Raw genomic sequence first — 26,623 nt, 5'->3', positions numbered from 1 at the left:
TCCGACAAGATATGTTATAATATCTGCGGATAGGTGATTTATGTGAATAATGATTATTTAGTTAAGAAAAAGCCGATGTATGCGCTTTTTGTGTTTGCTCTGCCTATTATTATAGGTAATATTTTTCAGCAGACATACACTATGGCGGACTCGGCTATTGTAGGCAGATTTGTAAGTGAAAAGGCTTTGGCGGCGGTAGGTGCGTCATATTCGCTTACGAATATTTTTATTTGTGTGGCAATTGGTGGCGGAATAGGTGCGTCGGTAATAGTCAGTAGGTATTTTGGCGCCAAGGAATATAAAAAGACAAAAACGGCAGTGTACACTGCGCTGATTGCTTTTACCGCACTTAGTGTTTTGCTTGGAATTATCGGTCTTGTGTTCAGCCGTCTTATTCTTATTGCGCTCAATACTCCGTCTGATGTACTTGATCTGGCGGTCGATTATCTGAACATTTACTTTGCGGGTTTGCCGTTTTTATTTATGTATAATGTGCTTTCCGCAATGTTCAATGCACTCGGAAAATCTAAAATACCGCTTTATTTTTTGATTTTTTCATCGGTGTTCAATGTTGCGCTCGACCTTTTGCTCGTAAAAAATTTCAGTATGGGTGTAACGGGCGTTGCCTGGGCAACACTTATTGCACAAGGAATTTCGGTTGTATTATCATTCATAGTGCTTGTGTGGGAGTTTAAAAAGCTCAACATAGGTCGTGCAAAATTTTTTGAAAAGAGTGAGCTTTTGCCTATGGCAAAAATTGCTTTTCCGTCAATTATTCAGCAGTCAACGGTATCAATCGGAATGATGCTTGTGCAGTCGGTGGTAAACGGCTTCGGTTCGGAGGCTCTCGCAGGATATTCTGCCGCAATAAGAGTGGAATCGCTTTGCATAGTTCCCTTTAACAGTATAAACAATGCTGTGTCTTCGTACACTGCGCAAAATTTGGGTGCAAAGAATGAAAAGCGTGTTGTAGAGGGTTACCATGCCGCAAACATTCTTGTGGCAGCATTTTCTCTTTTACTTATTCTGATTATAGAACCTTTTAACGGTTCGATTGTATCAATGTTTCTCGGTGATGACGGCACAATAACCGCAATGAATACGGGCTGCGGATACCTTAGTTTTATGGGGTGGTTCTTCTGCTTTATCGGATTTAAAATGGCGGTTGACGGACTTTTGCGAGGTGCTGGAGATATGAAAATGTTTACAGTCGCAAACTTTGTAAATCTGTTTATCCGTGTGTTTGTCGCAATGGCATTTGCACCGATTTTCGGCTTGCAAATGGTATGGATTGCAGTGCCGATCGGTTGGTTTTCAAATTGGGTTATATCCTTTTTGGAGTACAGAACAGGCAAGTGGAAAAGGATATATAAGAGATAACTGTAAACTAAATAAAAATATTATATAAAATATAGGTATATGATTTATACAATAAGTCATATGCCTTGCTTTTTTGTTCAAAAATCATTTATACTCTTTGGTCAAGTAAACAAAATTATTTTTTATTGTTGTAAATAAAATGAGGCAATGATATAATTTTAAATAAAGTTTGAATTTAGGAGTTGATTTTTTTTATGAAAACAAGCAAAAAAATTATAAGTTTGTTGCTTAGTGCAGCTATCATTATGTCTGCCATGGTGATAACAGCTGTTTCGGCGGCTGCCGCAGCAGACGGCTCAGAGGTATATTTTGATAATTCGGTTTTTAATTGGGAAAATGTTTATATTTATGCCTATGGCACAAAAGAAAATGCCAAATGGCCGGGTCAGCTGATGAGCGCAACTGATAACGGACTTTACAAGGCAAGCTTTACTTCAGCATATAAATCAGAAAGCATTATTTTTAATAACGGCAAAGAAAAGGACGAGGGCAAGGAGCAGTATCCAAAGGCAAGCGGACTTTCTTTAAAGGCAGGTCAGTGCAAGCTTCTCACAGCCGCAAAGCAGTGGGTAGATTACGGCAAGCCTGATTCTCATGGATACGGAATTGCTTACACAGCCTCCGGTAAAAGCTTTTCGTCAGAATTTTTGCAGGTTCAGCTCGGACTAAAAAATGCCTCAGTAGGATACTATTCTGTTGACGGTTCGGCAAAAAAATCTTATACCGACGGCACAATTATTGAAATAGGCGAGGGTAAAATCGGTAACAGCGAAATTACTCTTGTGCTTACAGCAACAGGCGATGACGGTGTTGAAACAACACAGACTTTCACTTACAACAAAACATTTACAGCAGACAAAACAACTTTTTCTGCTGACTCGGACGGACACACAACAGCTCCCGAAAGCGGCTATTACGGAACAAACCCGAATATGCAGCTGGGTAAATACAAGACAATTTCTGTTGACGGCGATGTAAGCGATTGGGACAGCTCAATGATTATTGCTCAGGGTACAGCAAACGATGACCCCCGAGTATATATGCCATCTTCAATGCATGAGCAGCCGTGGGACGCATACGCTCTCTATGGCGCATGGGACGATGAAAACCTCTACTTTATGTGGGAAATGGCAAATACATCATACATTACTTCTCCGAGCGATAATTTTGCGGCATCAAATGAGGCTCGCCCTTGGAGAAACAGTATTCCAATGTATATTGCGCTTTCAATAGACCCAAGCAAGCAGGCAACAGGCAAGGCAGTAGGCACAAACAAAGACGGCTCTGTTTACACAAATCCGTTTGTATGGGGTTGTGACGGCGGCGTAGCAAAAGACGGCGGTGTAGGCTTTACAACTCACATTGATACACTTGTTGCTTTCGATTCAAACAATTCAAACGGCGGCGCATCAATCTTCAAGGCTGATGTTCAGGATACGGACGGAACATACCTGTTTGATTATGATACAAGAGTTCCGATTGGCGTAACAAGCTATCAGGCACAGGATAACCGGAACGGATTCAAAATTAAATATGCAAACGGCACAAAGAGCGAAACTCTCTACGGTGTAAGAGAAGTAAAGGGCGACAGAACATTAGGCGACAACACTGACCCTAACTCAAATTGGGTTGATTTCTTTAAACTCGGCTACAAGAAAAACTACGGTTATGTTTACGAGGTTGCTATTCCTTACTCTGCACTCGGTATCGACAGAAATTATGTAGAAACTCAGGGCATTGGCGCAATGCAGATTCTCACATACGGTACTTCGGGTATGGATACACTTCCACACGACCCCTCAATGCTTGATGTTGCAGATGGTGAATACAGCTACGATCCGTCTACTTCACACGAAAAAGAGGATATAGACAACATTACAGTTCCGCTTGCAAGACTTGGCAAGATCCTCCCTGATACACAGGTTCAGGAGGCAGAGTTTGAAGTAAACTTTGGCGCAGACAAGAGCTCATCTCAGCCTGTTGGCACAGCACTCGAGCTTAAAGCAGAGCCATACAACAACCATGGCAATGTTACTTACGAGTTTGCGGTAAACGGTGCAACTGTAAAGACTTCATCTGACAATACATACAATTTTACAGCAAATAATGCAGGCACATACACATTGTCTGTAAAGGCTATTGATTCAGACGGCTGTATAGCTGAAAGCACAAAGTCATTCTATATTTCGGACGGCGGCGAGCAGGAAACTATCCTCAAGGGCGATGTAAACCGCGACGGAGTTGTAGATGTAAACGATGTTACACACTTACAGATTCACATTTCAAATGACGATAAAAATCAGCTTATTGATGTTACAAACAAGGCTTGGTTTGACGCTGCCGATATGTACGGCGACGGCAAGCTTGATATTCTTGACGCAACCGCATTACAGATTTATATCGCATAATTCGTAAAAGTTATAATCATATTCAAAAGGATTGCAGAGCAAAATCTGCAATCCTTTTTTGTGTATACAGGATGCAAGAATAGTGTAAAATTGCCTATATTGTATTGACATATAAGCTCTTGTAATCGTATTTACAATGCTTTTACTCTATACTTCAGGCAAGATTAAGGCAACAGAAAAATTTAAATCTGTTACACTTGCACTTTTACTTTCAACAATAAGCATTTCAATCCTTGCTTTTATCGGCTACCTCATTACTGCAACAAGAGGTTATGTAATGATTTTCGCAGGAAATCCTATCTTTGACATAGCAATGTCAGTTATTTTTATTATTATCGCAGCTTTGTTTCTTATCAGCGACTTTCAGATTATTCGTGAAACAGTTGAAAATCAGCGCCCAAAAGAATACGAGTGGTCAGTTTCATTTGGCTTGGCATTTACAGTAATTTGGCTCTACTTCAAGGTTCTTGACCTCTTAATAAGAATTTATGACGCTAAAAACTAATTACGGAGAATAATTATGAGTGCAATATTATCGACACAAAATTTAGTGAAAAAATACGGTTATAAAATTGTTTCTAACAACATCAGCCTTACGATAAACAAAGGTGATATTTACGGATTTGTGGGCAAGAACGGCGCAGGCAAAACTACATTTATGCGCCAGGTGTTAGGGCTTGCTTTTCCCGACAGTGGCGAAATTACCCTCTTTGGCGGTGAGCCGCTCAACACTGCAAGGAAGAAAATCGGTTCGCTCATTGAGTTTCCGTCAATTTATAAAAACTGCACCGCATACGAAAATATGAAGAGAATGGCAATTCTTACAGGAAGTTCAGACAAAAGTGTCAGGAAAATTCTTGATTTTGTAGGTCTTGGCAATACAGGCAACAAAAAAGCAGGACAGTTTTCGCTCGGTATGCGCCAGCGACTTGGAATTGCTATGGCTTTGCTCGGCAATCCAGAATTGCTTATTCTTGACGAACCGATAAACGGACTTGATCCGACAGGTATTATGGAGATTCGTGATTTAATCATCAGACTAAATACCGAAAAGAAAATTACCTTTATGATTTCAAGCCATTTGCTTGAGGAACTGTCAAAGATTGCCACACGATATGGATTTATTCATGACGGCAAACTTATAGAAGAAATTTCCGCTGTTGAGCTTTCACAAAAATGCAGCGACAGAGTTTTAATTGTGCCTGACAATCCGCAAAAAGCGGCGGAGATTTTATCAAAAATTATGCCGCCTCAACAGATACATATTTATAATAAATCTGTTTATCTTGACTCAATGATTGACAGAACGGGTCAAATTAATAAATATCTTGTTGAAAATGGTGTTACGGTAAATCAGATTTCTATTCACGCAATTAATCTTGAAGAATACTTTTTACGCAAGGTAGGGGCATAAAATGAAAAGGTTATTATTATTTGAACTTCGTGAGCTTTTCAAAAACAAAAGCCTTTATATTTGGACTTTTTCATCGGTTGCACTTAGTTTGATTTACCTGCTTTGCTCATTCGGTATGTTTTCGTTACAATCTTCGCAAAATATGCAGTGAATAGTATCACCGGAGTCCGGTATTATCAGTGCAATAGGATTTTTTAAAACAAGTCCCGTTACAGTATTTATACTAATGTTTATTTGCAGCTTTATTTGCAATGATTTTGACAACGGCATATTGAAAAATATTATTTCACGAGGTTACAGCAGACAGTCGATTTTTACGGCAAAGTTTATGGCGGTTATTGTCAGCACCCTTTTTATGGTAATCCTCAATTTAGTTGCTGTTTTTGCGGTATCAAGCGCTTTATATCATAACATCGGCTCAATATACGCTCTGTTTATTCCGCAATTAATTATCCTTGTGTTTGGACTTATCTCATTTGCCGGCATATTCTTTATGCTGTGTTCAATCTTTAAAAAGAGCGCTCCTGCAATAGTTGTTTCGTTGCTTGCTCTTTTGGCTTTGCCAACAGGAATTTCGATAATCAGCTCATACTTACATATTAATTTAAGCTGTTTATGGCTTGGTAATGCGGTTTCTATCCTTGCAGTAAATAACATTTCGGTACAAACATTACTCGCAAGCGGAGTTTGCATTATAGTTTATTTAGTGGTTTCTTACATTGTTTCTATTTCAGTGGTTAAGAAATTGGAAGTTTGATTTTTATATTAGCAGAAATCTCATTTCATTGATTTTGAAATGAGATTTTTGCTTTTTCGGGCAATTTTTTTGGTTTTGATAAGGAGGGGAAGATTAGTTTTTGTAAAACGATATAATAAAGAAAACGGCAGTGTGAGGTTAATACTCACACTGCCAAAGTTTTCAACATTTCAAACTTAAATTGTTAATTATTTTTCGTCGCCAAAGCAGATACCCATCTTTCTTGCTGCAGCTACTATTTCGTGGTCGGCAGGAACGGCTTTAAGTTTACCTGCGATTTCTTCGAGCGGAACTGCAACTACTTTATTATTTACAAGTGCAACCATTTTGCCGTAGTCACCGTTTATGATAAGTTCGGCAGCTGCAATACCGAAACGGGTGGAGAGCACACGGTCGTATGCGTCAGGACTTCCGCCTCTCTGGAAATGTCCGGGTACGGTAACTCTTGTTTCCTGACCAGTTGCGTCTTGAATTTCTTTTGCAATTTTGTATGAGATTGACGGATATGCGATTTCAGCCATAGCGGCTTTTCTTTTTTTCTTCGGCATAGCCGCAAGCTCTTTTGAAATTGCACCTTCTGCAACGGCGAGAATTGAGAATTTCTTTCCGCTTTCGGTTCTTTTCTTAATTGTATTAATTACGGAATTAATATCGTACGGAATTTCCGGAATTAAAATAACATCCGCACCGCCGGCAATACCTGCATACAAAGTCAGCCAGCCAACCTTGTGACCCATAACCTCAACAATGAAAACTCTTCCGTGTGAGGTTGCGGTGGTGTGAATACAGTCGATAACATTTGTTGCAATGTCAACGGCGCTCTGAAAACCAAATGTTTTATCTGTACCCCAAAGGTCATTGTCAATTGTTTTTGGCAGAGAAACAACATTCAAGCCCTCTTCACGCAAGAGGTTTGCGGTTTTCTGTGTGCCGTTTCCGCCGAGAACAACAAGGCAGTCAAGCTCAAGCTTCTTATAGTTCTTTTTCATTTCGGCAACTTTATCAACGCTGTTTTCGTCAATAACTCTCATAAGTTTGAACGGCTGTCTTGATGTGCCGAGAATAGTACCGCCCCTTGTAAGAATACCCGAAAAATCATCAGGTTTCATCATCCTTGTTTCGTTGTAAATAAGTCCTCGGTAGCCGTCAATAATGCCGATAATCTGCACACCGTCATTGCCGTAATTCTGATAAAGTGTTTTTGCGACTGCACGGATAGTAGAGTTAAGTCCCTGACAGTCACCGCCGCTTGTTAAAATACCGATTCTTTTCATTCTGCTTTTTCTCCTTCCTTTGCAGGTACTATAGGAGTGCCTACTGTTCTTACATATGTCTGTTTTTTAACGGCATTTTGTGCCTGTTGTGCAAGTTTTGAAAAATGTTTTTGGCTGTTAAGTCGTTTTCTGCCACGCTTATCTACAAGGTGATATGTGGTGTCGGGTAACTGCTTTCTTGCATTTACCGTGTCTTTTAGCGTAACTTTTAAAATCTGTTCAACCCTGTTTTTAATGTCTTCGTCCTCAACAGGGAACACAAGTTCAACTCGTCTGTCAAGGTTTCTCTGCATCCAGTCTGCACTGCCAAGGTAGTAGAGCGGATTGCCGTTGTTTTCAAATTTAAAAATTCGGCTGTGCTCAAGGAGTTGTCCTACAATGCTGATTACCTTTATATTTTCACTCCACCCCTTTAATCCGGGAATAAGACAGCAAATACCACGCACGATAAGTTCAATTTTTACGCCTGCCTGCGATGCCTCGTAAAGCAAGCAGATGATTGCGGGGTCTACAAGTGAATTTACCTTTGCAGTGATTGATGCGGGAAGTCCCTGTTTTGCATTTTCGATTTCTTTTCTTATCATTTCCTCAAAGAAAGGTCGCATACCTTGAGGAGCAACAATAAATTTATTGTATTCGGGCGGTAAAGAATAGCCTGTAAGTGTGTTGAATAATGACGATGCGTCAAGACCGTATTCCTCTCGGCAGGTAAACATACCGATATCTGTATAGAATCTCGCTGTGCTGTCGTTGTAGTTACCTGTACCCATATGCAGATAACGGCGGATTCCGTCCTTGTCTTTTCTGACAACAAGACAGATTTTACAGTGGGTTTTAAGACCTGTAAGACCGTAAATTACATGACAGCCTGCTTTTTCAAGTTTGGTTGCCCACTGAATGTTATTTTCTTCGTCAAAACGAGCTTTAAGTTCTACAAGTACAGTAACCTGTTTGCCGTTTTCGGCGGCTTTAATAAGTGCCGCAACGATAGGAGAGTTACCGCTTACACGGTATAAAGTCTGCTTGATTGCAAGTACATTCGGGTCTTTTGCGGCTTTTTTGACAAAGTCAACCACCACATCAAAACTCTCATACGGATGATGGACAAGTCTGTCTTTTTCACGGATAGCCTCAAAAATATCATCGCAATCGTAAAACTCGGCAGGCGGATTTACAGGTGTAATAGGCTCGAAACAGAGCTTTTCGCAGCCCTTTATTCTTGCAAATTTAGAAAGGAAAGTAAGGTCAAGCGGACCGTGCTGTACATAAATTTCGTCCTCGGTTACATGCAATGCATCTACAAGGAATTTGCGGATTGACTTGTGGCATTTTTTAGAAAACTCAAGTCTTACAGGCACACCTCGCTGACGCTTTTTAATGGATTTTTTAATTTCCTCCATAAGGTCTTCCGTGTCCTCGTCAATGTCAAGGTCAGAGTCCCTTGTGATTCTGAAAGCTGCCGACTGTTTGATGTTATAAAGCTCAAACAGTTCACCGAGGTGAATAGTAATAATTCTTTCAAGGGTTATAAAGTCACGCTTGCCTTTTGCGGGAAGTTCCAAAAATCTCGGAAGGATTGACGGCACTTGTACAAGCGCATAAAATTCTTCTCCCTCTGCATTTGTAAGCAGAACTGCAATGTTAAGACTTTTGTTTGCAAGCAATGGGAAAGGTCGGCTTGTGTCAACCGCCATCGGTGTGAGAACAGGGAATACCACTCTCTGAAAATAATCGTCTGCAAATGCTTTTTGCTCGTCGGTCATTTCATCTGCCTTAACAAAGTTAATACCGTTTGCTCTCAGTGACGGAATAATGGAACGATTGTAGCAGTTGTACTGCTTTTCGGCAAAGGCATGTACTTTTTCACTGATTTTTTTCATCTGCATTTTAGGGGTAAGTCCCGATGGGTCGGGCTTATTTGTGCCACGATGAATATTATCAAGTACGCCTGCAACACGAACCATAAAAAATTCGTCAAGGTTAGACGCTGTAATAGAAAGGAAGTTACACCTTTCCATTATAGGATTTTCCTTTTCAAAAGCCTCTTCAAGTACACGGGCGTTAAAATCGAGCCAGCTTAGCTCTCTGTTATTGTAAGGCATTTCAAGCCATTTTTTTAATTCTTGTTTCTTTTTTACATCAATTGTTGAAGTCATTATATCACTCCTTGTTATTCTTATTATATTGTTAAATCTTAAATATTTCAAGTAAAATTTATGTAAAAGTTACAAAAAAATTTTGAAAAGTCATTCCTAATTATTCGCATTAAAAATATGGACAACCTTTTTTTAATCAAAGGCTTGACCTAAATTATAAATTACTCGCCTTAAACCACAATTTGTGCCAAGTTTTGATAAAAACTTTTTTAGTGAATTGTTATTTACCTTAAATCTGAAATTGTAAAAAATAACCGCCTTGTAGTTGCGATTACAAGGCGGTTATAAAAATAATTTGTCTTAAAAGATAAACAGCTAAAGCCGTTTCTTTACACTAACTATATTATCGTAATTAAAAATTCGTGTCAACAGATTTATGTCAACAGTCACTGATACTGTTGAAAAATATTTGACGGAAAAATATAATGATTCATTTACTTTTGATTCCTATGGAAACAACTCTTGGTCATCTGTAAAAACCACATTTATATATAGAGATAAACAAAATAATAAGTTCTGTGTTGAATTTGATAATAATTCAGCTATAGATAATTCCGGAAGCATACTTTACGATAAAGAAATTCAACAGGATTTACAGAAAGGTACAAATAGTGAAAATAAAGTTTTTGCAGACACAAGTTTATTGTATTTCGGACTTAACGAAAAATTTAACAATTACAATGCTTAGCAAATCTCATCGCAGATATTTCGAAAAAAATAACACACCCTGAAAAACCAAGGTGTGTTATTGGCGCGCTGGAAGAGACTCGAACTCCCGACCTTCTGATTCGTAGTCAGACACTCTATCCAGCTGAGCTACCAGCGCATATGCGGTTAATTATTAACCGCAAGTAGTATATTACCACATTCTTTTATAAAAAGCAAGTGTTTTTTAAAATTTTTTAAATTTTATCATCAAAAAATGCAAAAAATGCTCTGTAAGCCATATATACATCAATTTTTGATACGATTTCAAACGGTGCGTGCATACAAAGTACAGGCACACCGAGGTCAACTACATCAACATTCATATTGGCAACATATTTTGCGATTGTTCCGCCGCCGCCCATATCAACTTTACCGAGTTCGCCGACTTGCCACATTACATTGTTTTTCTCAAGCAAAGCTCTTACCTTGCCCATATACTCGGCAGACGCATCGGAAGTATCGTACTTTCCACCGTGACCTGTGTATTTTGAAATTACAACGCCTTCGTTAATATAGCAAGAGTTCTTTGCTTCGTAAGCGGATGCATATGTTGGGTCATAAGCTGCGCTTACATCTGCCGAAAGACAGGTGCTCTTAGACAGTGCTTTGTAGCCGTCAATACCGTCCTGCTTTGCAAGGTCATATATAAAGTAACGCAAAAAGTCGCTCTGCATACCTGTATTGCCGTCGCTGCCTGTTTCTTCTTTATCTGTAAGATAAGTAACGCAGGTCTGCTCCGGAGTTTCAACATCAAGCGAAGCCATTATTGCAGGGTAAGCGCAAACCTTATCATCGTGACCGTAACCGCCTATCATACTTGCGTCAAAGCCGATATCTCTTGCTTTGAATGACGGAATAAGACAAAGTTCTGCCGAAAGGAAATCCCCCTCAACTATGCCGTATTTCTTATTGAGAATTGACATTACATTGAGTTTTACAAGGTCTTTTTCGTCTTCGCCGTCAGCATATGGACGAGAGCCGACAAGAACATTGAGGTCTTCACCTGTAAACACCTTTGCAAGCGGCTTTGAAACCTGGTCTTTAGCAAGGTGTGGAAGCAAATCAGTAACGCAAAAACAAGATTCGTTTTCATCGTCACCCCAAGTAATGTTTACCTTTGTGCCGTCAAGTTTTACAACTGTGCCGTGGAGTGAGAGGGGAAGTGCTGTCCACTGATATTTTTTAAGACCGCCGTAGTAATGTGTTTTGAAAAGTGCGAGGTTTGTGTCCTCATAAAGTGGATTCGGCTTTAAATCAATTCGTGGTGAGTCAATGTGAGCGATTGCAAGTCTTGCACCGTTCTTTACACCGTTTTTGCCGATAACAGCAAGTGCGATTGCTTTGTCACGGTTTACATAATAAACCTTATCGCCTGCGTTATATGACGCATTTTCATCGTATTCTGTAAAGCCTGCTTTTTTTGCAAGTTCAAGTGTGTAGCTTACAGCCTCACGCTCAACAGGAGAATGGTCTAAAAACTTTTTATAGCCTACGCAGAAATCGTCTGCTTTTTTAATCTCTTCGGCATTGAGAATTGCTGCGCCCTTGCTGCCTTTCATCATAATTTCTTCTTTAAGAAGTGTAGCTTTGCTTTTTTCGTCTGACATATTTATCTTCCTTTCATCAGATGTACCATATTATTTTATGAATAATATAACTCAATATACTTTGCTTTTGCGTCCGTTACCCGTTCAACATATTCTTTTGTTTCGGGATACGGTATATCTGTAAGCGTTACACCGTCGGTACTGTAATTCGGATCATCAAGCCAGTCCGAAACCACAAATCCTGCGTTGTACGCCGCAATAGCCGATGTTTCTGTCCCATAAAAATCAAGAAAATATTTTAAAAGATAAGAGCCGTAATCTATACAGATTTCGGGGTTATACAAATCTTCTTCCGTATATTTGCCCTCGCAATCTCTTACCTGCTGCAGCCATTCAAACGAACTTGGCATAACCTGCATAATTCCGCAAGCACCCGCATCCGACTGTGCGTCTGCATTAAAGCCGCTTTCCGTACGGATAACGGCATATATGAGTGATTCGTCGAGTTCGTAATCTTTTGCGGCTTTTTGAACATATTGGCTGTAATCTCTCGGATAGCTGAGTTCGAGCAGTTGTTTTTTTGCGTTGTCATAGTAATTAAATACAAACAGTGCAAGCAAGACCGCCGTTAAAACTATGCAACCGCCAACAATAAAATTTTTTCCCTTCTTTTTGGGTTTCTTTTTGTATCGGGGATTTGCCGCCATTAAATCACCTGCCGTATGTATCCGAATAGCCCCTCGGCTTTGTCGATAAGTTCTTGCTTTGTGCCGTTGTTTTCAAGAATAAAGTCCGAATTATCTTTAAAATAGTTTTCGGAAAGTTGAGCGTTTATACGACTTTCCGCCATTTCTTCCGAAATTCCGTCACGCTGCATTATGCGCTGTTTGCGTATGTTTTCATCAGCCGTAACGCTTATGATATAATCGCAAATTACATTTGCTTTACTCTCAAAAAGCTGCGGTGCGTCAAATACAATGAATTTTTTATCGCTGTTGACAAGTTTTTCCGCCTTTTCAAGGAAAAGGGAAAGTACAAACGGGTGGATAAGTTTGCCGAGAACGGCGGTTTTTTCTTTTGTTGCAAATGCCCTTTGAGCAAGTTTCTTTCGGTCAAGATTTTTGTTAGGCAAAATAATGTCACTGCCAAATTCAGCCGAAAGTATCTTAAGACATACCGAGTCGGGCATATAAAGTTCCGCAACAAGCTCATCTGCATTTATTACCGCTGTGCCGTTTTTTGCAAAAACTTTTGATACAGTGCTTTTGCCTGCGCCCGTCTGACCTGTAAGCCCCAATATTTTATATTTTTTCAAGGTCTATCACCTCATAGCCTGCGGCCCTTATAAGTCTGTTGTAAAGTGCCATACCTACGCCATCGCAGGACGGAAGTCTTGAGTAAGCGGTGTCAATTCCGCCGACCTCGTCAACCTCTCTCAGCATATCAAAAAGTCTGTGTGCCTGCTGTGCATAGTCTTGCCTTTTGCCGAGCGAAAATGTTTTTACCTTAAGCTGCGCAATATCTTCATCACAACAAAGTGCGGCGGTTTTGCCGTCGTCCTTGCTGTTCACATAATTAATATATTCTTCGTCTGTGCCTTTAAGAAGTATAACTCTCGCTTTCGGCGAATAATGCTTGTACTTCATACCCGGGCTTGCCGCCTTTTGGTTAGGGTCAAGTTTGTCGAGTACCGCCTTGTTAAGTTCGACTTCTCCGATTGTATCTCTCAATTGTTCAAGGGTGATTCCGCCCGGTCTTAACAGGCAAGGAACTTCGCCCGCAAGAGTGATAACCGTACTTTCAACGCCGACTTCACTTGCGCCGCCGTCAATAACAGCCTCTATTTTACCGTTCATATCATTCATAACATGGGTTGCGGTTGTAGGACTCGGAGAACCCGAAATGTTTGCGGACGGCGCAGCGAGCGGTGTATTTGCCGCCTTAATGAGCGCTCTTGCAACAGGGTGTGACGGACAGCGAATTGCAACGGTTTCAAGACCTGCTGACACTTCGTCAGGAATAATCTCCGATTTTTTCATTATAATTGTAAGAGGGCCCGGCATAAATTTTTCGGCAAGAATTTTTGCCTTTTGGGGAATTTCGGAGACAAGACCGAATTTTTCAATATCCCCAAACTCCGCAATATGAACAATCAGCGGATTATCCATCGGTCTGCCTTTTGCCTTAAAAATTTTGGCAACGGCTTTACCGTTGAGAGCGTCTGCCGCAAGTCCGTAAACGGTTTCGGTCGGCATACCTACAAGTCCGCCGTTTCTTAGGATTTCTCCTGCTTTATTTATATTTTCCTGTGTACTGTCGAGCAATAATGTTTGCATATTGTCACCTTGCTTATGAATTTTCCATACTTTCTTTGAGTTTTTCTGCTCTGTCTGCGGTAACAAGAGCGTCTATAACTTCATCAAGATTTCCATTTAATATATCCTCAAGTTTGTAAAGCGTAAGTCCGATTCTGTGGTCAGTCAGTCTGCCCTGCGGATAGTTGTAGGTTCTAATTCTTTCACTTCTGTCGCCCGTGCCGACCTGTGACTTACGGTTAGCGGCAATTTCACTCGCCTGCTTATCCTGCTTTTCTTTTAAAAGTCGGCTCTTGAGCACCTTGAGCGCTTTATCTTTGTTTTTGTACTGACTTCTTTCGTCCTGACACTCAACAACCGTACCTGTCGGCAAATGAGTAATACGGATAGCCGAACTTGTTTTGTTGATATGCTGACCGCCTGCGCCGCTTGAACGGAAAGTATCTATTTTCAAATCTTTAGGGTCAATTTCAAGCTCCACATCTTCCGCCTCAGGAAGAACGGCAACGGTTGTGGTAGAAGTATGCACTCTGCCCTGACTTTCGGTTTCGGGCACACGCTGAACACGGTGTACACCGCTTTCGTATTTAAAGCGTGAGTAAGCACCCTCGCCCTCAATCATAAAAGAAATTTCTTTATAGCCGCCGAGCTCGGTTTCGTTTGCGTTTACTATTTCTACTTTATAACCCTTTTTCTCGGCATACATACTGTACATTCTGAAAAGCACCGCACTGAACAGTGCCGACTCTTCGCCGCCTGCTCCGCCACGAATTTCCACAATAACATTTCGTTCGTCATTTGGGTTTTTCGGCAAAAGCAAAATCTTAAGCTTTTCCGAAAGCTCCTCTATGTTCTGTTTTGCCTCGTCAAGTTCAAGCTGTGCAAGTTCCTTTAAGTCGCTGTCGCCGCTCTCTTCAAGAATTTCAATGCTTTCGTCTTGAGATTTTACCGCCTGTTTGTACTCTCGGTAAGTAAGCACTATTTCTTCAATAGACTTAAGCTCTTTCATTGTTTTCTGATATTGCTCCGGATCTGCCGCAACAGACGGTTCGTAAAGTCTTTGCGAAAGTTCGGAGTATCTTTTATCAAAAATTTCTATTTTTTCAAACATATTATTTTTCCTTATCGGTTAAAATTTTTTTAATATTCTTTTCGATTTTATTTCTCGGCACCATAACTTCTCTGCCGCAGTTTGTACAACGGATCTTAAAATCCATTCCAATCCTTAATATTTCAAATTCCTTGCAACCGCACGGGTGCGGTTTTTTCATTTCAACTCTGTCACCGACATTAACCTTCATATTAACACTTCCGATTGCACAAAAGCTAAAAATATAAGTAAAACAGACGCTTTTTTCGGTTTCTCGACCATTTGTCAGCATTTTGTTTTATGCTACTATTGGTTTTTATTATATATCAATACTGCCAAAATATCAAGAGCCTGCTTTAATGACTTTTACAAAGATTACAAATAATTACAACATTATTAAAAAAATATTGCCTTTTGCGGAGCTTTGTGGTAAAATGTTCTTTGATAAACAGAAATGTAAACATAATTGACAGAAAGGAAGATTTAAATTGTTTTTTAAAAAACTCAAAAGAATTCCGGCAATGTTTTTAGTTTGTGCATTACTTTTTACCACAGTATTTTCGTATTCAATGATTGCTAATGCGTCATCGTCTTTTACACCAAGACTTGATGCACCGTCATACAGCAATGATTATTATTACAGCAATAAAAATATTTATTACCAATACGGCTATGGTATGCCAAACTGCACAGCTTATGCTTACGGCAGAGCATACGAAATTCTTGGCAGAGATCCCGGACTTTGTCACTATGACGCTTACGAGTGGTATGACTACAACGACGGCTACAGCAGAGGTCAGACTCCGAAAGTCGGCGCTGTTGCTTGTTGGGAATATTACAGAAACGGCGAAACAGGCGGTCATGTTGCCGTTGTTGAAAAGGTAGAGAACGGTACTGTTACATTTTCAAACTCTGCGTGGGGTTGGAAAAACTTCTATCTTACATATGCAGATGTTAATGACCCTGCAATGGGTGAATCAGGTTGGAATTTCCAAGGCTTTATTTACCTTGGCGACTTTAACAAGGGCAGTGACAGCGATAATGTTGTTACAGACTACAAAAACGGTGTTTATGAGGTTGAAGTAAGCGATTATCTTAATATGAGAGAGAGCGCAACAACTTCATCAAAAACTGTTTATCAGATTAACAACGGTACAGAACTTTATGTTACAGATGTAAAACAGTCCGGCGGTTACACATGGGGTTATACAACTTATAAAAATGTAAAGGGTTGGGTAGCTCTTGATTATTGTAAATATCTTAGGGACAAGCCGCTTGATAACGGAAACAACTACGAGCACGGTGATATTAATATGAACGGTGCTATAGATATTCTTGATATTACAGAACTTCAGATGTATGTATCTAAAAACGCTGATTTCACCGATACACAGTTAAAGCTCGCAGATGTTGACGGAAACGGCAAAATTGATATAAGCGATGTAACAGAATTACAGCGTATCATTTCATTAAATAAAGCATAAACAAAATTACGGTCATTCGCATAAAGTTTGCGAATGACCGTTTTTTGTCAGTGAATTTTAGATTTTATCGAAAGTTGGGGTAAATTGAGAATTAGCTAAGCGCTTTTTAACAATTATAAAAGTAAGGTGTAAGGTCAACATTTTTAAAGGTTTGACCTAAATTTATTTATATACAAAATGATTGCCTATTTTCAACCTTTCAAAAATGCAACGATTCTTTCAAATTGCATTGAGTGTGAGGCTTTTACCAAAACTGTATCACCTTTTTTGAGCAGGCTTTTTAGGTCGGGTAGGAGAGAGTCTATGTCTGCATACCACTTTCCGCCGCTGCCCTCGACAAGTGCTTTGGCAAGCGGGCCGACTGCAATTACAAGGTCAACGCCTTTTTCTTTTGCGTGTTCGCCTGTTTTGCGGTGCATTTCAAGTTCGTTTGTGCCGAGTTCTTTCATATCGCCGAGAATTGCAACGGTTCTGCCGCTGAAATTTACAAGTGTGTCAATACTTGCCATAACGGAGGTCGGGTTTGCGTTGTAGCAGTCGTCAATGATTTTGTAATCTTCGGTATTGATAACATTTGCACGGCTGCCTACGGTTTTATAAGCCTCAACACCTTTTACAAGTTGTTCGTCATTAAGTCCGCAAAGTTTGCCTACTGCCACGGCTGCAAGTGCGTTTGAAACCATATAACTGCCGATTGCAGGAATTTTTACGGAAAGTTTTGTGTCGCCGAAACAAAGGTCGGCAAGCACTCCGCCGTCCGCATTGTTTTGAATATTTTCTGCGTAATAGTCATTTTTGCGGTCAAGACCGAAGAAGATTGGCTTTTTGCCGTTTACTTCCGTTACTGTAGAAAGTTTATCATCGTCGCCGTTGAGTACAAATTCCGCATTTTCGCTTGCAAATTTAAACATTTCGGTTTTTGCCTTTAAAACGCCGTTGCGGTCGCCGAGGTTTTCAAGGTGACAACAGCCGATAATTGTAAGTACGCATACAGTCGGCTGTACCATCTGCGCAAGTCGGCTCATTTCGCCAAAGTCTGAAATACCCATTTCTATTACAGCAGCCTCGGTATCTTCGGGCATTGCAAGGAGAGTGAGCGGTACGCCGAGTTCGTTATTTAGGTTGCCTTGTGTTTTGTGAGTTTTGTATTTTTGAGAAAGTACGGCATAGAGCATCTCTTTTGTAGAAGTTTTGCCTACACTGCCGGATACGCCTACTACAGGAATATCAAATTTTTTGCGGTAGGCCATACCGATTTTTTTAACCGCCTCAAGTGTTGAGTCAACAAGAATATACGGCTTTGTCGGGTTCTGCGGCGCTTTTTCGCAAACAGCGCAGACAGCGCCGTCAGCATAGCATTTTTCAATAAAATCGTGTCCGTCAACACGCTCTCCTTTAATGGCAAGGAAAAGAGAATTTTCCATAATGCATCTGCTGTCACGCTCAACCGATGAAATTGCGGTTGATTTTAAGCTTTCGTCGCCGACATATTTACCGCCGCAGGCAGCGGCTATTTCTTCGAGAGTAAATTTTTTCATATTAATCACACCCTGTAAAATTTTATTTGTTTTATATACTCTAAATATACCAAAAATACCTTGCTTTTGCAATAGCGGTAATATTCGGCGGTTATATAATTATTCAATCGGTTATGCAAGTTTTGCATAACCGATTGATTTATTAATAAAATAAGAATAGCTTTATTTATTGACTAATCAGTCTATTTTTGCTATTATTTTATTTGTAATAAATTTAGTTTTATTCTGAAAGGCGAGATAGTATGCAGTTGTACAAACAGTTTTGCAATGAAGAATTTAATAGTGATAATACGCTGAAAAGTTTTAAATTAAAATTTGATGATAATTATAATTTCGGATACGATGTGCTTGATAAAATGGCAGAGAAAGCACCGAATGACATTGCACTTGTGTGGACAAATCCCGAGGGCGAAGAACGAATTTTTACTTTTGCCGACTTAAGCAGATTAAGCAATAAAGCCGCAAATGTTTTCTTGAAATACGGTATAAAAAAGGGCGACAGAGTTTTGCTGATGCTCAAGCGCAACTATGAATATTGGTACATTGTTACGGCTCTGCACAAACTCGGAGTTGTTGCAATTCCCGCTACAAATATGCTTACTGCCGAGGATATAAGCTACAGAGTAAATGTTGCAAATATTAAAATGGCTGTATGTACTCCTGACAGCGAAACGATTGAACATCTGCTAACAGCGGCAAACCGAGAAAATTCATTAAAAACCGTATTTGTTGCGAGAGAAGATTTTGACGGTACGGTAAATATTACAAAAGAAATTGAAGCTGCAAGCGACGAGCTTGAACGGGTAGAAACCAAAGCTGACGAGCCAATGCTTATCTACTTTACATCGGGCACAACAGGCTATCCGAAGGCGGTTGTGCATAATCATATTTATTCTTTGTGCCATATAATTTCCGCAAAATATTGGCAGAATGTAAAAGAGGGCGGACTGCATTTTTCAATTGCCGAAACAGGCTGGGCAAAGGCGTCATACGGAAAAATCTACGGTCAGTGGCTTTGCGGTTGTGCGGTTATGGCTTTTGATTTCGATAAATTTTCTCCGTCAAAAATTTTGAAAGTAATTGAAAAATTTAAGGTTACATCATTCTGCGCACCTCCGACCGCTTACAGATATTTTGTGAAAAAAGGTATGCAGAAGTATGATTTGAGTTCACTCGAATACTTGACAACTGCAGGTGAGGCGCTCAATCCGATTGTTGCCGAGGCTGTATATCAACAAACAGGACTTCATCCGATGGAGGGTTACGGTCAGAGTGAAACCACATTGCTCATTGCAAATCTCAACGGTACTCACGGCAAAACGGGTTCAATCGGAAAACCAAGCCCTATGTATAATATAAAACTTGTTGACAGCAACGGCGATGAAGTAAAGCAGGGCGAAACAGGCGAAATAGTAGTTGTTCCGCCAAAAGACAGAAAGCAGTACGGTATATTTACAGGCTACATAGGTGACGAGCAGATGTACCAATATGCGTGGAGAAACGGAATGTACCACACAAACGATACCGCATATATGGACGAGGACGGCTATTTTTGGTATGTCGGCAGAGCCGATGACCTTATAAAAACAAGAGGATACAGAGTAGGCCCGTTTGAAATTGAAAATGTGCTTATGAAACACCCCGCCGTGCTTGAGTGCGCAGTAATCGGTGTTCCCGATGATAGCCGTGGACAGGCAATCAAGGCAATTATTAAAACCGTTGACGGCTGCGAAGCGGACAAAAATCTTGTAAATGAAATTAAAGGATTTTCAAACAAGCGTCTTGCATCATATAAGTGGATTCAGTACATTGAATTTACCGATGAAATGCCAAAGACTGTAAGCGGAAAAATTAAGCGTGTTGCCCTTAAGGCAAGAGCCTGAAAGTTTTGAAATTAACATAATATATGCGTTTCTGTGCGCAAAAAAATCACCGTAAAGTTTTTGCTTTACGGTGATTTTTGAGTTTTTATTAAAAACTGTAATAAATTATGTTTTGACAGAATACTTTGCCAAATAATTATAAAATTCGGTTTAAGCTATTGATTTAAATATCTACAATATGATATATTTATTCTGTAACTTATGAAGTATATGAGGCGATTATATGTCAAATGCAATTCCTACAGAACTTTCGGTAAACGGTAAAAATTACTCCGTAATAAAATTGCTTGGCAAAGGCAAGGGCGGTTATTCTTACCTTGCATCCGACGGTACAAATCAGTATGTTTTAAAGCAGATTCATCACGAGCCGTGCAGCTATTATCAGTTTGGCGACAAAATTCAATCCGAATTAAATGATTATAACCGCCTTAAAAAAATCGGAATAACTATGCCGAAAATGCTCGACATAGATATTGAAAACGAACGGATATTAAAGGAGTACATAGAGGGCGACACAATATTTGATATGGTAAAGGCAGACAGAGTAAAGTCAGAATATGCGGAGCAGGTAAAAGCAATGTGCAAACTGCTTTACGCAAATAACACGAATATAGATTATTTCCCGACAAACTTTGTAGTGCAAAACGAAACCCTTTATTACATAGACTACGAATGTAATGATTATATGGAAGAGTGGAATTTTGAAAATTGGGGTATAAAGTATTGGTCAAAAACTCCTGAATTTATTGAATATGTAAATACACATTAATTTTAAAATCGGTACGCTCTGTGCCGATTTTTTAAATGCAGATTGGTTATACTGTTAATGTAAATCTTTTCAGAGGTGCTTTAATGGTAAAGATAATAACAGATTCTGCATCGGATTTTGAACCGAACGAACTGAAAAAATTAATGATTGATTGTATTCCTCTTTCCGTAAATTTCGGCGATGAGGAGTACAAGGATAATGTTACTATTTCAAAAGATGAGTTTTTCGATAAACTAAAAAATACAACGGAAACCGTCAAAACTTCGCAACCGTCACTGCATGATATAGTAGAAGAATTTGAGGTTGCCGAGCATAGCAAAGACGGAGGTGTGGCAATTTTTATGTCGTCAAAAATCAGCGGAACGGCAAATACCGCACAAATTGCCTGCGATATGATCGGCTGCAAAAATGTGTATGTTATTGATTCACTGACCGCTTCGGCAGGTCAAAAACTGCTTGTTGAATATGCGGTAAAACTGCGCAGACAAGGGAAAAACTCAAAAGAAATTTATGAAGAAATCGAGCGCATAAAAACAAAAATATCTTTGCTTGCCTGCCTCGATACCCTTGAATATCTGCATAACGGCGGCAGAGTAAGTCAGACAAAAGCAATGCTTACGACTGTTGCCCGTATAAAGCCTGTAATAAGACTCAGCGGAGGCAATGTTGAGTTGCTTGCAAAAAGTTTTAACATTAAGCGTGGCATAAAAAGCCTTGCCGAAAGGCTTGAAAGGGAAGAACTTAATCCTCATTTCCCTGTATATGTAATGTACTCCGACAACGAAAGCCTTGCAAATGATTTGACAAGCGACATAAAAAGGCTGCTGCCGAATGTGCATGGCGTTGAAACTGTAAAAGTCGGTGCGGTTATAGGCAGTCACATAGGCACAAATGCGTGTGGAATTGCATTTGTAAAATTATGATTTTAAAGATTACGGTTTAATAAAAAAGTTTGAATAAGTGTTTTACAATTGCTAAAGATGCACTCAATTTCGGAGTGCGTCTTTATTGTGTATTGAGATGTTTTTATATTTGACTCTTTTTATGTTGTTAAATTATCCCCGATATGCTATAATCAGAAAAAACTAAGCGAGGGATAAATATGGTAAGAGAAGTAGTAAGAGATCCGATGTTTTTACAGAGAAAATCGGTTGAAGCAAATATGTCGGATATGCCTATAGCCGTTGATTTGCTTGATACTTTAAAAGCAAATTTTGAGGGCTGTGTAGGTATGGCCGCAAATATGATTGGCGTTTCAAAAAGAATTATTGCAATAAGCGATAACGGAAAGTATATTCTTATGTTTAATCCTGAAATCGTTAAGGCTTACGGTGAATACGAAACCGAAGAGGGCTGTCTGTCGCTTGACGGGGAGCGCAAAACAAAGCGTTATAAAACTGTAACCGTAAAATATGCCAACGATAAATTCAAAACGGTTACACGCACTTTCACAAATTTTACGGCACAGATAATTCAGCACGAAATAGACCATTGCAACGGAATTTTAATATAAAGCAGTCTATAAAAATGCAATGTTCCGAGTGGGCTTGAAAATGAGCCGACCACAAAAAGTTAGACTCTATGAATTTATCAATTTTTGTATAAGCGTTATCCTGATTTTTATGGGCATTATGAAAGTTTTATAAAATTTCTTGCAAAATTGAATATCCATATACTTTGTGCTTGAATTTGGCTATGATAAGAAAAATTTAAATTTCAGCTGATTTTTTTGCAAAAATCTATTGACAAAGGGTAAAAATAACGCTATAATTCAAGTTGTAAAGTAAAGTTTCCGGAAAACTTCTTATTTTAATTTAATTTGAAAATGAATAATCAAGAACAAAGAGGTTCACTTTATCTTTGAAGAATTTGCAATTTAAATTTATTTTCCTGCAAATTTCAAAGATACGGTGAACCTTGTTTTTATTCAGTCGGTTTATGTGGAGGTTTTAAAATGGATGCAGGAAATATAGCTTTTATGCTTATCTGCTCGGCTTTGGTGTTCCTTATGACTCCCGGCCTTGCAATGTTTTACGGCGGACTTGTTCGCAAAAAGAATGTAGTAAACACAATGATGACTTCAATTTTCATCATCGGTACAGGCATTGTAATGTGGGTGCTTTTCGGTTACTCACTTTCGTTCGCACCAAGCTCAAACGGCATTATAGGCGACCTTAGTTGGATAGGACTTGAGGGCGTATCTCTTACCGATGGTTACATAGACGGTGCGGCTATTCCTAATATGGTATTCTGCGGATTTCAGATGATGTTTGCAATTATTACTCCTGCTCTTATTACAGGTGCTGTTGCGGGCAGAATGAAGTTTAAATCACTTTTCGTATTTATCATTCTTTGGTCTTTAATTGTTTATTATCCTCTTGCTCATATGGTATGGGCAGACGGCGGACTTCTCGGTCTTGACGGTATCGGTGCTCTTGATTTTGCCGGCGGTGATGTTGTTCACATCAGTTCGGGTGTATCAGCTCTTGTCCTTTGCATTATCCTCGGCAAACGCCACGATTACGAACACGCTAACTACAGAATCCACAATATTCCTACAGTAGTTTTAGGTGCTTCACTTCTTATGTTCGGTTGGTTCGGCTTTAATGCAGGTTCTGCACTTGAGGCAAACGGACTTTCTGCACACGCATTTATGACAACAGCCGTTTCTGCGGCAGCCGCAATCCTTTCTTGGATGCTTTGCGATGTAATTAAAAATAAAAAGCCTACACTTATCGGTGCAAGCACAGGTATGGTTGCAGGTCTTGTAGGCATTACTCCGGGCGCAGGTTTTGTTCCGATTTGGGCGGCAGTAATTATAGGTCTTACAACAAGCCCTGTTTGCTACCTTATGATTTCATTCGGTAAAAAGAAATTCGGCTTTGACGACGCACTCGACGCATTCAGCTGTCACGGTACAGGCGGTATCTGGGGCGGACTTCTTACAGGTGTGTTCTCAAGCACAGCTATTAACGCAGACGCAGGCAACGGACTTATCTACGGTGAGTTTGCTCAGTTCGGCGCACAGGCTTTAGGTATTGTAATTACACTTGTAATTGCAGTTGCAGGTACACTTATCTGTTACGGCTTAACAAGAATTATTACAGGTAAAATCAGAGTAAGCAAGCGTGATGAAATGCTCGGACTTGATATTACACAGCACGGTGAAGCTGCTTACCCGTCATTTAACGGTCTTGATAATTAACGGAGGATTAACATATGGATAACAATAACGAAGTTCAGCTTATTAAAATAGAGGCTGTTGTAAGAGAGGAAATGTTCCTCGATGTAAAAAAAGCGTTAATGGATATAGGCGTAAACGGAATCACAGCCTATCAGGTTGTAGGCTGCGGTATTCAAAGAGGTATGTCCGAATATGTAAGAGGTCAAAAAGTAGATGTGCAGGTATTGCCTAAAATCAAGTTTGAAATAGTTGTTTCATCAGAAGAATGGGAAGCAAAAACCATAGAAGCTATTAAAAAGACTGCGTTTACAGGCAATCCGGGTGACGGTAAAATCTTTACTTACTACTTAAAGCAGGCGGTAAAAATCCGTACAGGCGAAACCGGCTACGATGCAATTCAAACTCCTAATTTTGACGATTAATAAAAGTAAGTTATGTTGGTTTAAAAATCTTTCTAATTTATATTTTCAAAATAAAAGTGCGGTAACTGCGGTTATTGCGCTTTTGTTTTTGTAATAATTTTAAAATTTAGGTCAAGCCTTAAGGTTGACCAAACTTTTATAATCGTTAAATACACCGAAAAAATATTATTGAAAAATCGGCAAACATCATAGCAAAGTCCTGTTTATTACCCAGCCGGTACTGTATAATTTAATTATAACAAACCTAAATTGCCAAAGTGAAGTTCGGATTTTTGAGGAAAAAAAGAGAAATACCACGGGTTCACCTTGACAAAAGAGTATGGTAAAATGAAAACGGTTACTGTCTGCGGAAAGCAGGAAAATATGAGTCGTTTATCATTGTCTGAAAGGATAGTTATTGAATGTGGAATTTACCAAAAATTAAGTTTAGGAACTTCACTTTGTCATTTAAGCTAATTATAACAAAGCCCCAAATAAACTTAAGGAGTTGTACAAATGCCTGACGCTGATTTATATGTTAATGTCTGCATTTTCGTAATTATAAGCTACGCTATGCGTTATCCCGTAAAGTCAATATTGTTCAAAAAGCCCCAATCTCAACAAAAAAATAAGAAACGAAATGCGGCAACAAGGCATACATCACGCAGAAAAGCTGCGTAAAAAATAACAAGACAGCTTAGTATATAGGCTGTCTTGTTTGTGCTTATTCAGTTGTTTTTTGCTTACGGGCAACTGCCTCGCAAAGTGCAATAAAAATAATAAAAAGCGGTGTTGTAATCGGTTGAGCAAGGTTTACCACGGCCTGCACGGCATAGCTGATAACAGATACCGCAAAAGCAATTGCAATCGGATTTTTACTTGCGGATTTAATCGCACCTTTCAGCGCTCCGAAAATTATCGAAAGGTAAGAAGCAAGTCCGAAAATTCCCGTAGTAATAAGGTAATTTATGTATTCGTTGTGGGCACAGTTTGTGGAGCTGTCACCGTAATGTTTAAGCCCCTCAAAATACGGTTCAAACACTGTGGCAAAGGTGTCAGGTCCGCATCCGAAAAGTTTGTTGTAAAGAGAAAAATCTCCGAATATATAGAAAGACCTTATCCACATATAGCCACGGTGAGTACCCCAGCTGTCATTAAATCTCAAAAAACTTTTCAAAAAGCCGATATTTGTTTTTGTGTCAATTACGCTGAAATAATATACGGCAAAAAGCATTGCAATAATGCAGGCAACAAATATACTGCCGATTATAATAGGAACGGCAAGAGGTAAAGTCTTGTCGGGAGTTTTGCTGTCTGCAAAAAATAAAATTGCGGTAATTATTGCGAACAATGCAATTGCCGCCCATATGATTTTTGAGTAAACAAGCAGACTTTGAAATTCCGAGATACCTTTTGATTTGTCACCCATAAAAAAGGAAAACAAACGAAGAATTTTGCCGCTTAACAGCATAATTGTTGTTGCGAGGAAAAATCTTTTAAGTCTTGCAATGCTGCGTGAAAACCATATTAAAAGCACGGCAAAAACAGTGCCAAGACCAAGTATACCCGAGTAGCTGTCGGCTGTCATAAGAGCCATATAACCGAATGCGGACGAAATATGATAAACGATACGGTGATTACGATTTTTGCTTATAACCGAAAAAGCGACGGTTACGGGCATAACAATGCAGATAAAACTTGACATAAGGTTTTTGTTGCCAATTGTGGAGGTAAAGTTTGTGATTGTCTGCTCGTCTGTAAGGCTTGCAAACATTCCAAGCGGATCTATGTAAAAACAGTTGAGAATATCAAGCAGATATATTGCAATTGAACAACCTGCAAGGGCAACAAAGACATAGTTTTTAAAACAAAAAAATCTGGTAATTAAAAAATAAACCACCGCATAAAAAATCATCAGCAATAAACCGTTGTTTCTTCCGCTAAGACCCAAGAAAGCATCGGCAGGATCTTGAGAAAAAACAGTGGATACGGTGCATACCAAAATGAATGCACCAAATGCATAGTCCGTAAACGATAACTTTTTGTACCAAGGCACGGATTCGGCTTTGTCTTTTGTTCCGCTTTGCGAATCGGAATTAGTGATTGCAACAGCGCCAATCATCAAAACAAGCACCGCAGTGACAACAAGAAAAAAATAATATTTGTCGTGTCTTATATTATAGTAGTAATCCGTGTAAAATAGGGGAAAGAGCGTAAACATCGCAAGCAAAAAGAAGTTGACAAACTTGCTTTTTACAGAATATTTATCCTCGTTCAACCCGTTTGAGATTTTTAGTTTTGTATTGTCAGACATA

Annotated in this window: 26 protein-coding genes and 1 tRNA gene; 16 read left to right on the top strand and 11 right to left on the bottom strand. The window is 39.4% G+C overall.

Going from position 1 to position 26,623, the window contains the following annotated elements; translation table 11 throughout:
• The first annotated feature begins 42 nt into the window (after positions 1–42).
• The 6 genes from KGF34_RS07050 to KGF34_RS07025 all read left to right on the top strand — a co-directional run bounded on the left by KGF34_RS07050 (position 43) and on the right by KGF34_RS07025 (position 5,959).
• The gene (locus KGF34_RS07050) at positions 43–1,380 is read left to right on the top strand and encodes an MATE family efflux transporter (RefSeq protein WP_252558564.1); all 1,338 of its coding nucleotides are present in this window, start codon (positions 43–45) and stop codon (positions 1,378–1,380) included.
• Between the two features lie 194 nt (positions 1,381–1,574).
• Positions 1,575–3,788, top strand: coding sequence for a starch-binding protein (locus KGF34_RS07045; RefSeq protein ID WP_252558563.1), 2,214 nt, complete (start codon positions 1,575–1,577; stop codon positions 3,786–3,788).
• A 124-nt stretch (positions 3,789–3,912) separates the two neighbouring features.
• Positions 3,913–4,293 carry a Bax inhibitor-1/YccA family protein gene (locus KGF34_RS07040; protein WP_289780785.1) on the top strand — a complete coding sequence of 127 codons (381 nt, stop codon included), beginning with the start codon at positions 3,913–3,915 and terminating at the stop codon, positions 4,291–4,293.
• A 15-nt stretch (positions 4,294–4,308) separates the two neighbouring features.
• Entirely contained in the window at positions 4,309–5,202 is an 894-nt protein-coding gene (locus KGF34_RS07035) for an ATP-binding cassette domain-containing protein (RefSeq protein ID WP_022234469.1), read from the top strand.
• A gap of 1 nt (position 5,203) precedes the next feature.
• Positions 5,204–5,353, top strand: a complete 150-nt coding sequence (locus KGF34_RS07030) for a hypothetical protein (RefSeq protein ID WP_252558562.1) — start codon at positions 5,204–5,206, stop codon at positions 5,351–5,353.
• A 75-nt stretch (positions 5,354–5,428) separates the two neighbouring features.
• On the top strand, positions 5,429–5,959 hold the full coding sequence (locus KGF34_RS07025) for a hypothetical protein (RefSeq protein WP_252558561.1): 531 nt from the start codon (positions 5,429–5,431) through the stop codon (positions 5,957–5,959).
• A gap of 188 nt (positions 5,960–6,147) precedes the next feature.
• On the opposite strand, the gene KGF34_RS07020 is transcribed toward KGF34_RS07025, so the two are convergent.
• Positions 6,148–7,233, bottom strand: coding sequence for an ATP-dependent 6-phosphofructokinase (locus tag KGF34_RS07020; protein ID WP_022234463.1), 1,086 nt, complete (start codon positions 7,231–7,233; stop codon positions 6,148–6,150).
• The gene (locus tag KGF34_RS07015) at positions 7,230–9,389 is read right to left on the bottom strand and encodes an RNA degradosome polyphosphate kinase (protein WP_252558560.1); all 2,160 of its coding nucleotides are present in this window, start codon (positions 9,387–9,389) and stop codon (positions 7,230–7,232) included. The genes KGF34_RS07020 and KGF34_RS07015 overlap by 4 nt, the downstream gene beginning before the upstream one ends.
• A gap of 376 nt (positions 9,390–9,765) precedes the next feature.
• On the opposite strand from KGF34_RS07015, the gene KGF34_RS07010 reads away from it, so the two are divergent.
• Complete coding sequence (locus KGF34_RS07010; RefSeq protein ID WP_252558559.1) at positions 9,766–10,077, top strand: hypothetical protein; 312 nt, start codon at positions 9,766–9,768, stop codon at positions 10,075–10,077.
• Positions 10,078–10,138: 61 nt separating this feature from the next.
• Here KGF34_RS07010 and KGF34_RS07005 read toward each other — a convergent pair.
• The 7 genes from KGF34_RS07005 to KGF34_RS06975 form a co-directional block, all read right to left on the bottom strand.
• Positions 10,139–10,215 (bottom strand) — tRNA-Arg (locus KGF34_RS07005).
• A gap of 76 nt (positions 10,216–10,291) precedes the next feature.
• Positions 10,292–11,704, bottom strand: coding sequence for an aminopeptidase (locus KGF34_RS07000; RefSeq protein WP_252558558.1), 1,413 nt, complete (start codon positions 11,702–11,704; stop codon positions 10,292–10,294).
• Between the two features lie 35 nt (positions 11,705–11,739).
• Positions 11,740–12,351, bottom strand: a complete 612-nt coding sequence (locus KGF34_RS06995) for a lytic transglycosylase domain-containing protein (protein WP_178586018.1) — start codon at positions 12,349–12,351, stop codon at positions 11,740–11,742.
• Entirely contained in the window at positions 12,351–12,959 is a 609-nt protein-coding gene (gene coaE / locus KGF34_RS06990; protein ID WP_252558557.1) for a dephospho-CoA kinase, read from the bottom strand. Before coaE ends, KGF34_RS06995 begins: the two co-directional genes overlap by 1 nt.
• Positions 12,946–13,980, bottom strand: coding sequence for an L-threonylcarbamoyladenylate synthase (locus KGF34_RS06985; RefSeq protein ID WP_252558556.1), 1,035 nt, complete (start codon positions 13,978–13,980; stop codon positions 12,946–12,948). The genes coaE and KGF34_RS06985 overlap by 14 nt, the downstream gene beginning before the upstream one ends.
• Before the next feature lie 13 nt (positions 13,981–13,993).
• The gene (gene prfA, locus KGF34_RS06980; RefSeq protein WP_252558555.1) at positions 13,994–15,070 is read right to left on the bottom strand and encodes a peptide chain release factor 1; all 1,077 of its coding nucleotides are present in this window, start codon (positions 15,068–15,070) and stop codon (positions 13,994–13,996) included.
• A 1-nt stretch (position 15,071) separates the two neighbouring features.
• The gene (locus tag KGF34_RS06975) at positions 15,072–15,260 is read right to left on the bottom strand and encodes a DUF951 domain-containing protein (protein ID WP_022234456.1); all 189 of its coding nucleotides are present in this window, start codon (positions 15,258–15,260) and stop codon (positions 15,072–15,074) included.
• A gap of 277 nt (positions 15,261–15,537) precedes the next feature.
• Here KGF34_RS06975 and KGF34_RS06970 point away from each other — a divergent pair, with 277 nt between their 5' ends.
• Positions 15,538–16,533, top strand: a complete 996-nt coding sequence (locus tag KGF34_RS06970; RefSeq protein WP_252558554.1) for a CHAP domain-containing protein — start codon at positions 15,538–15,540, stop codon at positions 16,531–16,533.
• Positions 16,534–16,724: 191 nt separating this feature from the next.
• Here the strand turns inward: KGF34_RS06970 and murF are convergent, their stop codons facing one another.
• A complete protein-coding gene (murF, locus tag KGF34_RS06965; protein ID WP_252558553.1) occupies positions 16,725–18,071 on the bottom strand; it encodes a UDP-N-acetylmuramoyl-tripeptide--D-alanyl-D-alanine ligase in 1,347 nt (448 codons plus the stop codon).
• A gap of 242 nt (positions 18,072–18,313) precedes the next feature.
• Between murF and KGF34_RS06960 the strand changes: the two genes are divergently transcribed.
• From KGF34_RS06960 to KGF34_RS06930, 8 genes are all read left to right on the top strand, one after another.
• Entirely contained in the window at positions 18,314–19,954 is a 1,641-nt protein-coding gene (locus KGF34_RS06960) for an AMP-binding protein (RefSeq protein ID WP_252558552.1), read from the top strand.
• Between the two features lie 223 nt (positions 19,955–20,177).
• On the top strand, positions 20,178–20,723 hold the full coding sequence (locus tag KGF34_RS06955) for a hypothetical protein (RefSeq protein ID WP_252558551.1): 546 nt from the start codon (positions 20,178–20,180) through the stop codon (positions 20,721–20,723).
• A 35-nt stretch (positions 20,724–20,758) separates the two neighbouring features.
• Positions 20,759–21,646, top strand: a complete 888-nt coding sequence (locus KGF34_RS06950) for a DegV family protein (protein ID WP_252558550.1) — start codon at positions 20,759–20,761, stop codon at positions 21,644–21,646.
• Between the two features lie 179 nt (positions 21,647–21,825).
• Positions 21,826–22,236 (top strand): peptide deformylase, encoded by a 411-nt coding sequence (locus tag KGF34_RS06945; RefSeq protein WP_022234817.1) that lies wholly within the window; start codon positions 21,826–21,828, stop codon positions 22,234–22,236.
• Between the two features lie 441 nt (positions 22,237–22,677).
• Positions 22,678–23,928, top strand: a complete 1,251-nt coding sequence (locus KGF34_RS06940; RefSeq protein WP_252558549.1) for an ammonium transporter — start codon at positions 22,678–22,680, stop codon at positions 23,926–23,928.
• A 14-nt stretch (positions 23,929–23,942) separates the two neighbouring features.
• Positions 23,943–24,329 (top strand): P-II family nitrogen regulator, encoded by a 387-nt coding sequence (locus KGF34_RS06935; protein WP_022234815.1) that lies wholly within the window; start codon positions 23,943–23,945, stop codon positions 24,327–24,329.
• A gap of 327 nt (positions 24,330–24,656) precedes the next feature.
• Positions 24,657–24,785 carry a hypothetical protein gene (locus tag KGF34_RS11755; RefSeq protein ID WP_289780770.1) on the top strand — a complete coding sequence of 43 codons (129 nt, stop codon included), beginning with the start codon at positions 24,657–24,659 and terminating at the stop codon, positions 24,783–24,785.
• Between the two features lie 39 nt (positions 24,786–24,824).
• Positions 24,825–24,989, top strand: a complete 165-nt coding sequence (locus KGF34_RS06930) for a hypothetical protein (protein ID WP_022234814.1) — start codon at positions 24,825–24,827, stop codon at positions 24,987–24,989.
• A gap of 43 nt (positions 24,990–25,032) precedes the next feature.
• Here the strand turns inward: KGF34_RS06930 and KGF34_RS06925 are convergent, their stop codons facing one another.
• Positions 25,033–26,622 carry an O-antigen ligase family protein gene (locus KGF34_RS06925; RefSeq protein WP_252558548.1) on the bottom strand — a complete coding sequence of 530 codons (1,590 nt, stop codon included), beginning with the start codon at positions 26,620–26,622 and terminating at the stop codon, positions 25,033–25,035.
• Between the last annotated feature and the right edge of the window lies 1 nt (position 26,623).

The sequence above is a fragment of the Ruminococcus sp. FMBCY1 genome, from assembly GCF_023921805.1.
Taxonomy (GTDB): Bacteria; Bacillota; Clostridia; order Oscillospirales; family Acutalibacteraceae; genus Ruminococcoides; species Ruminococcoides intestinale_A.
This window is presented reverse-complemented; position numbering and strand designations above follow the sequence as displayed.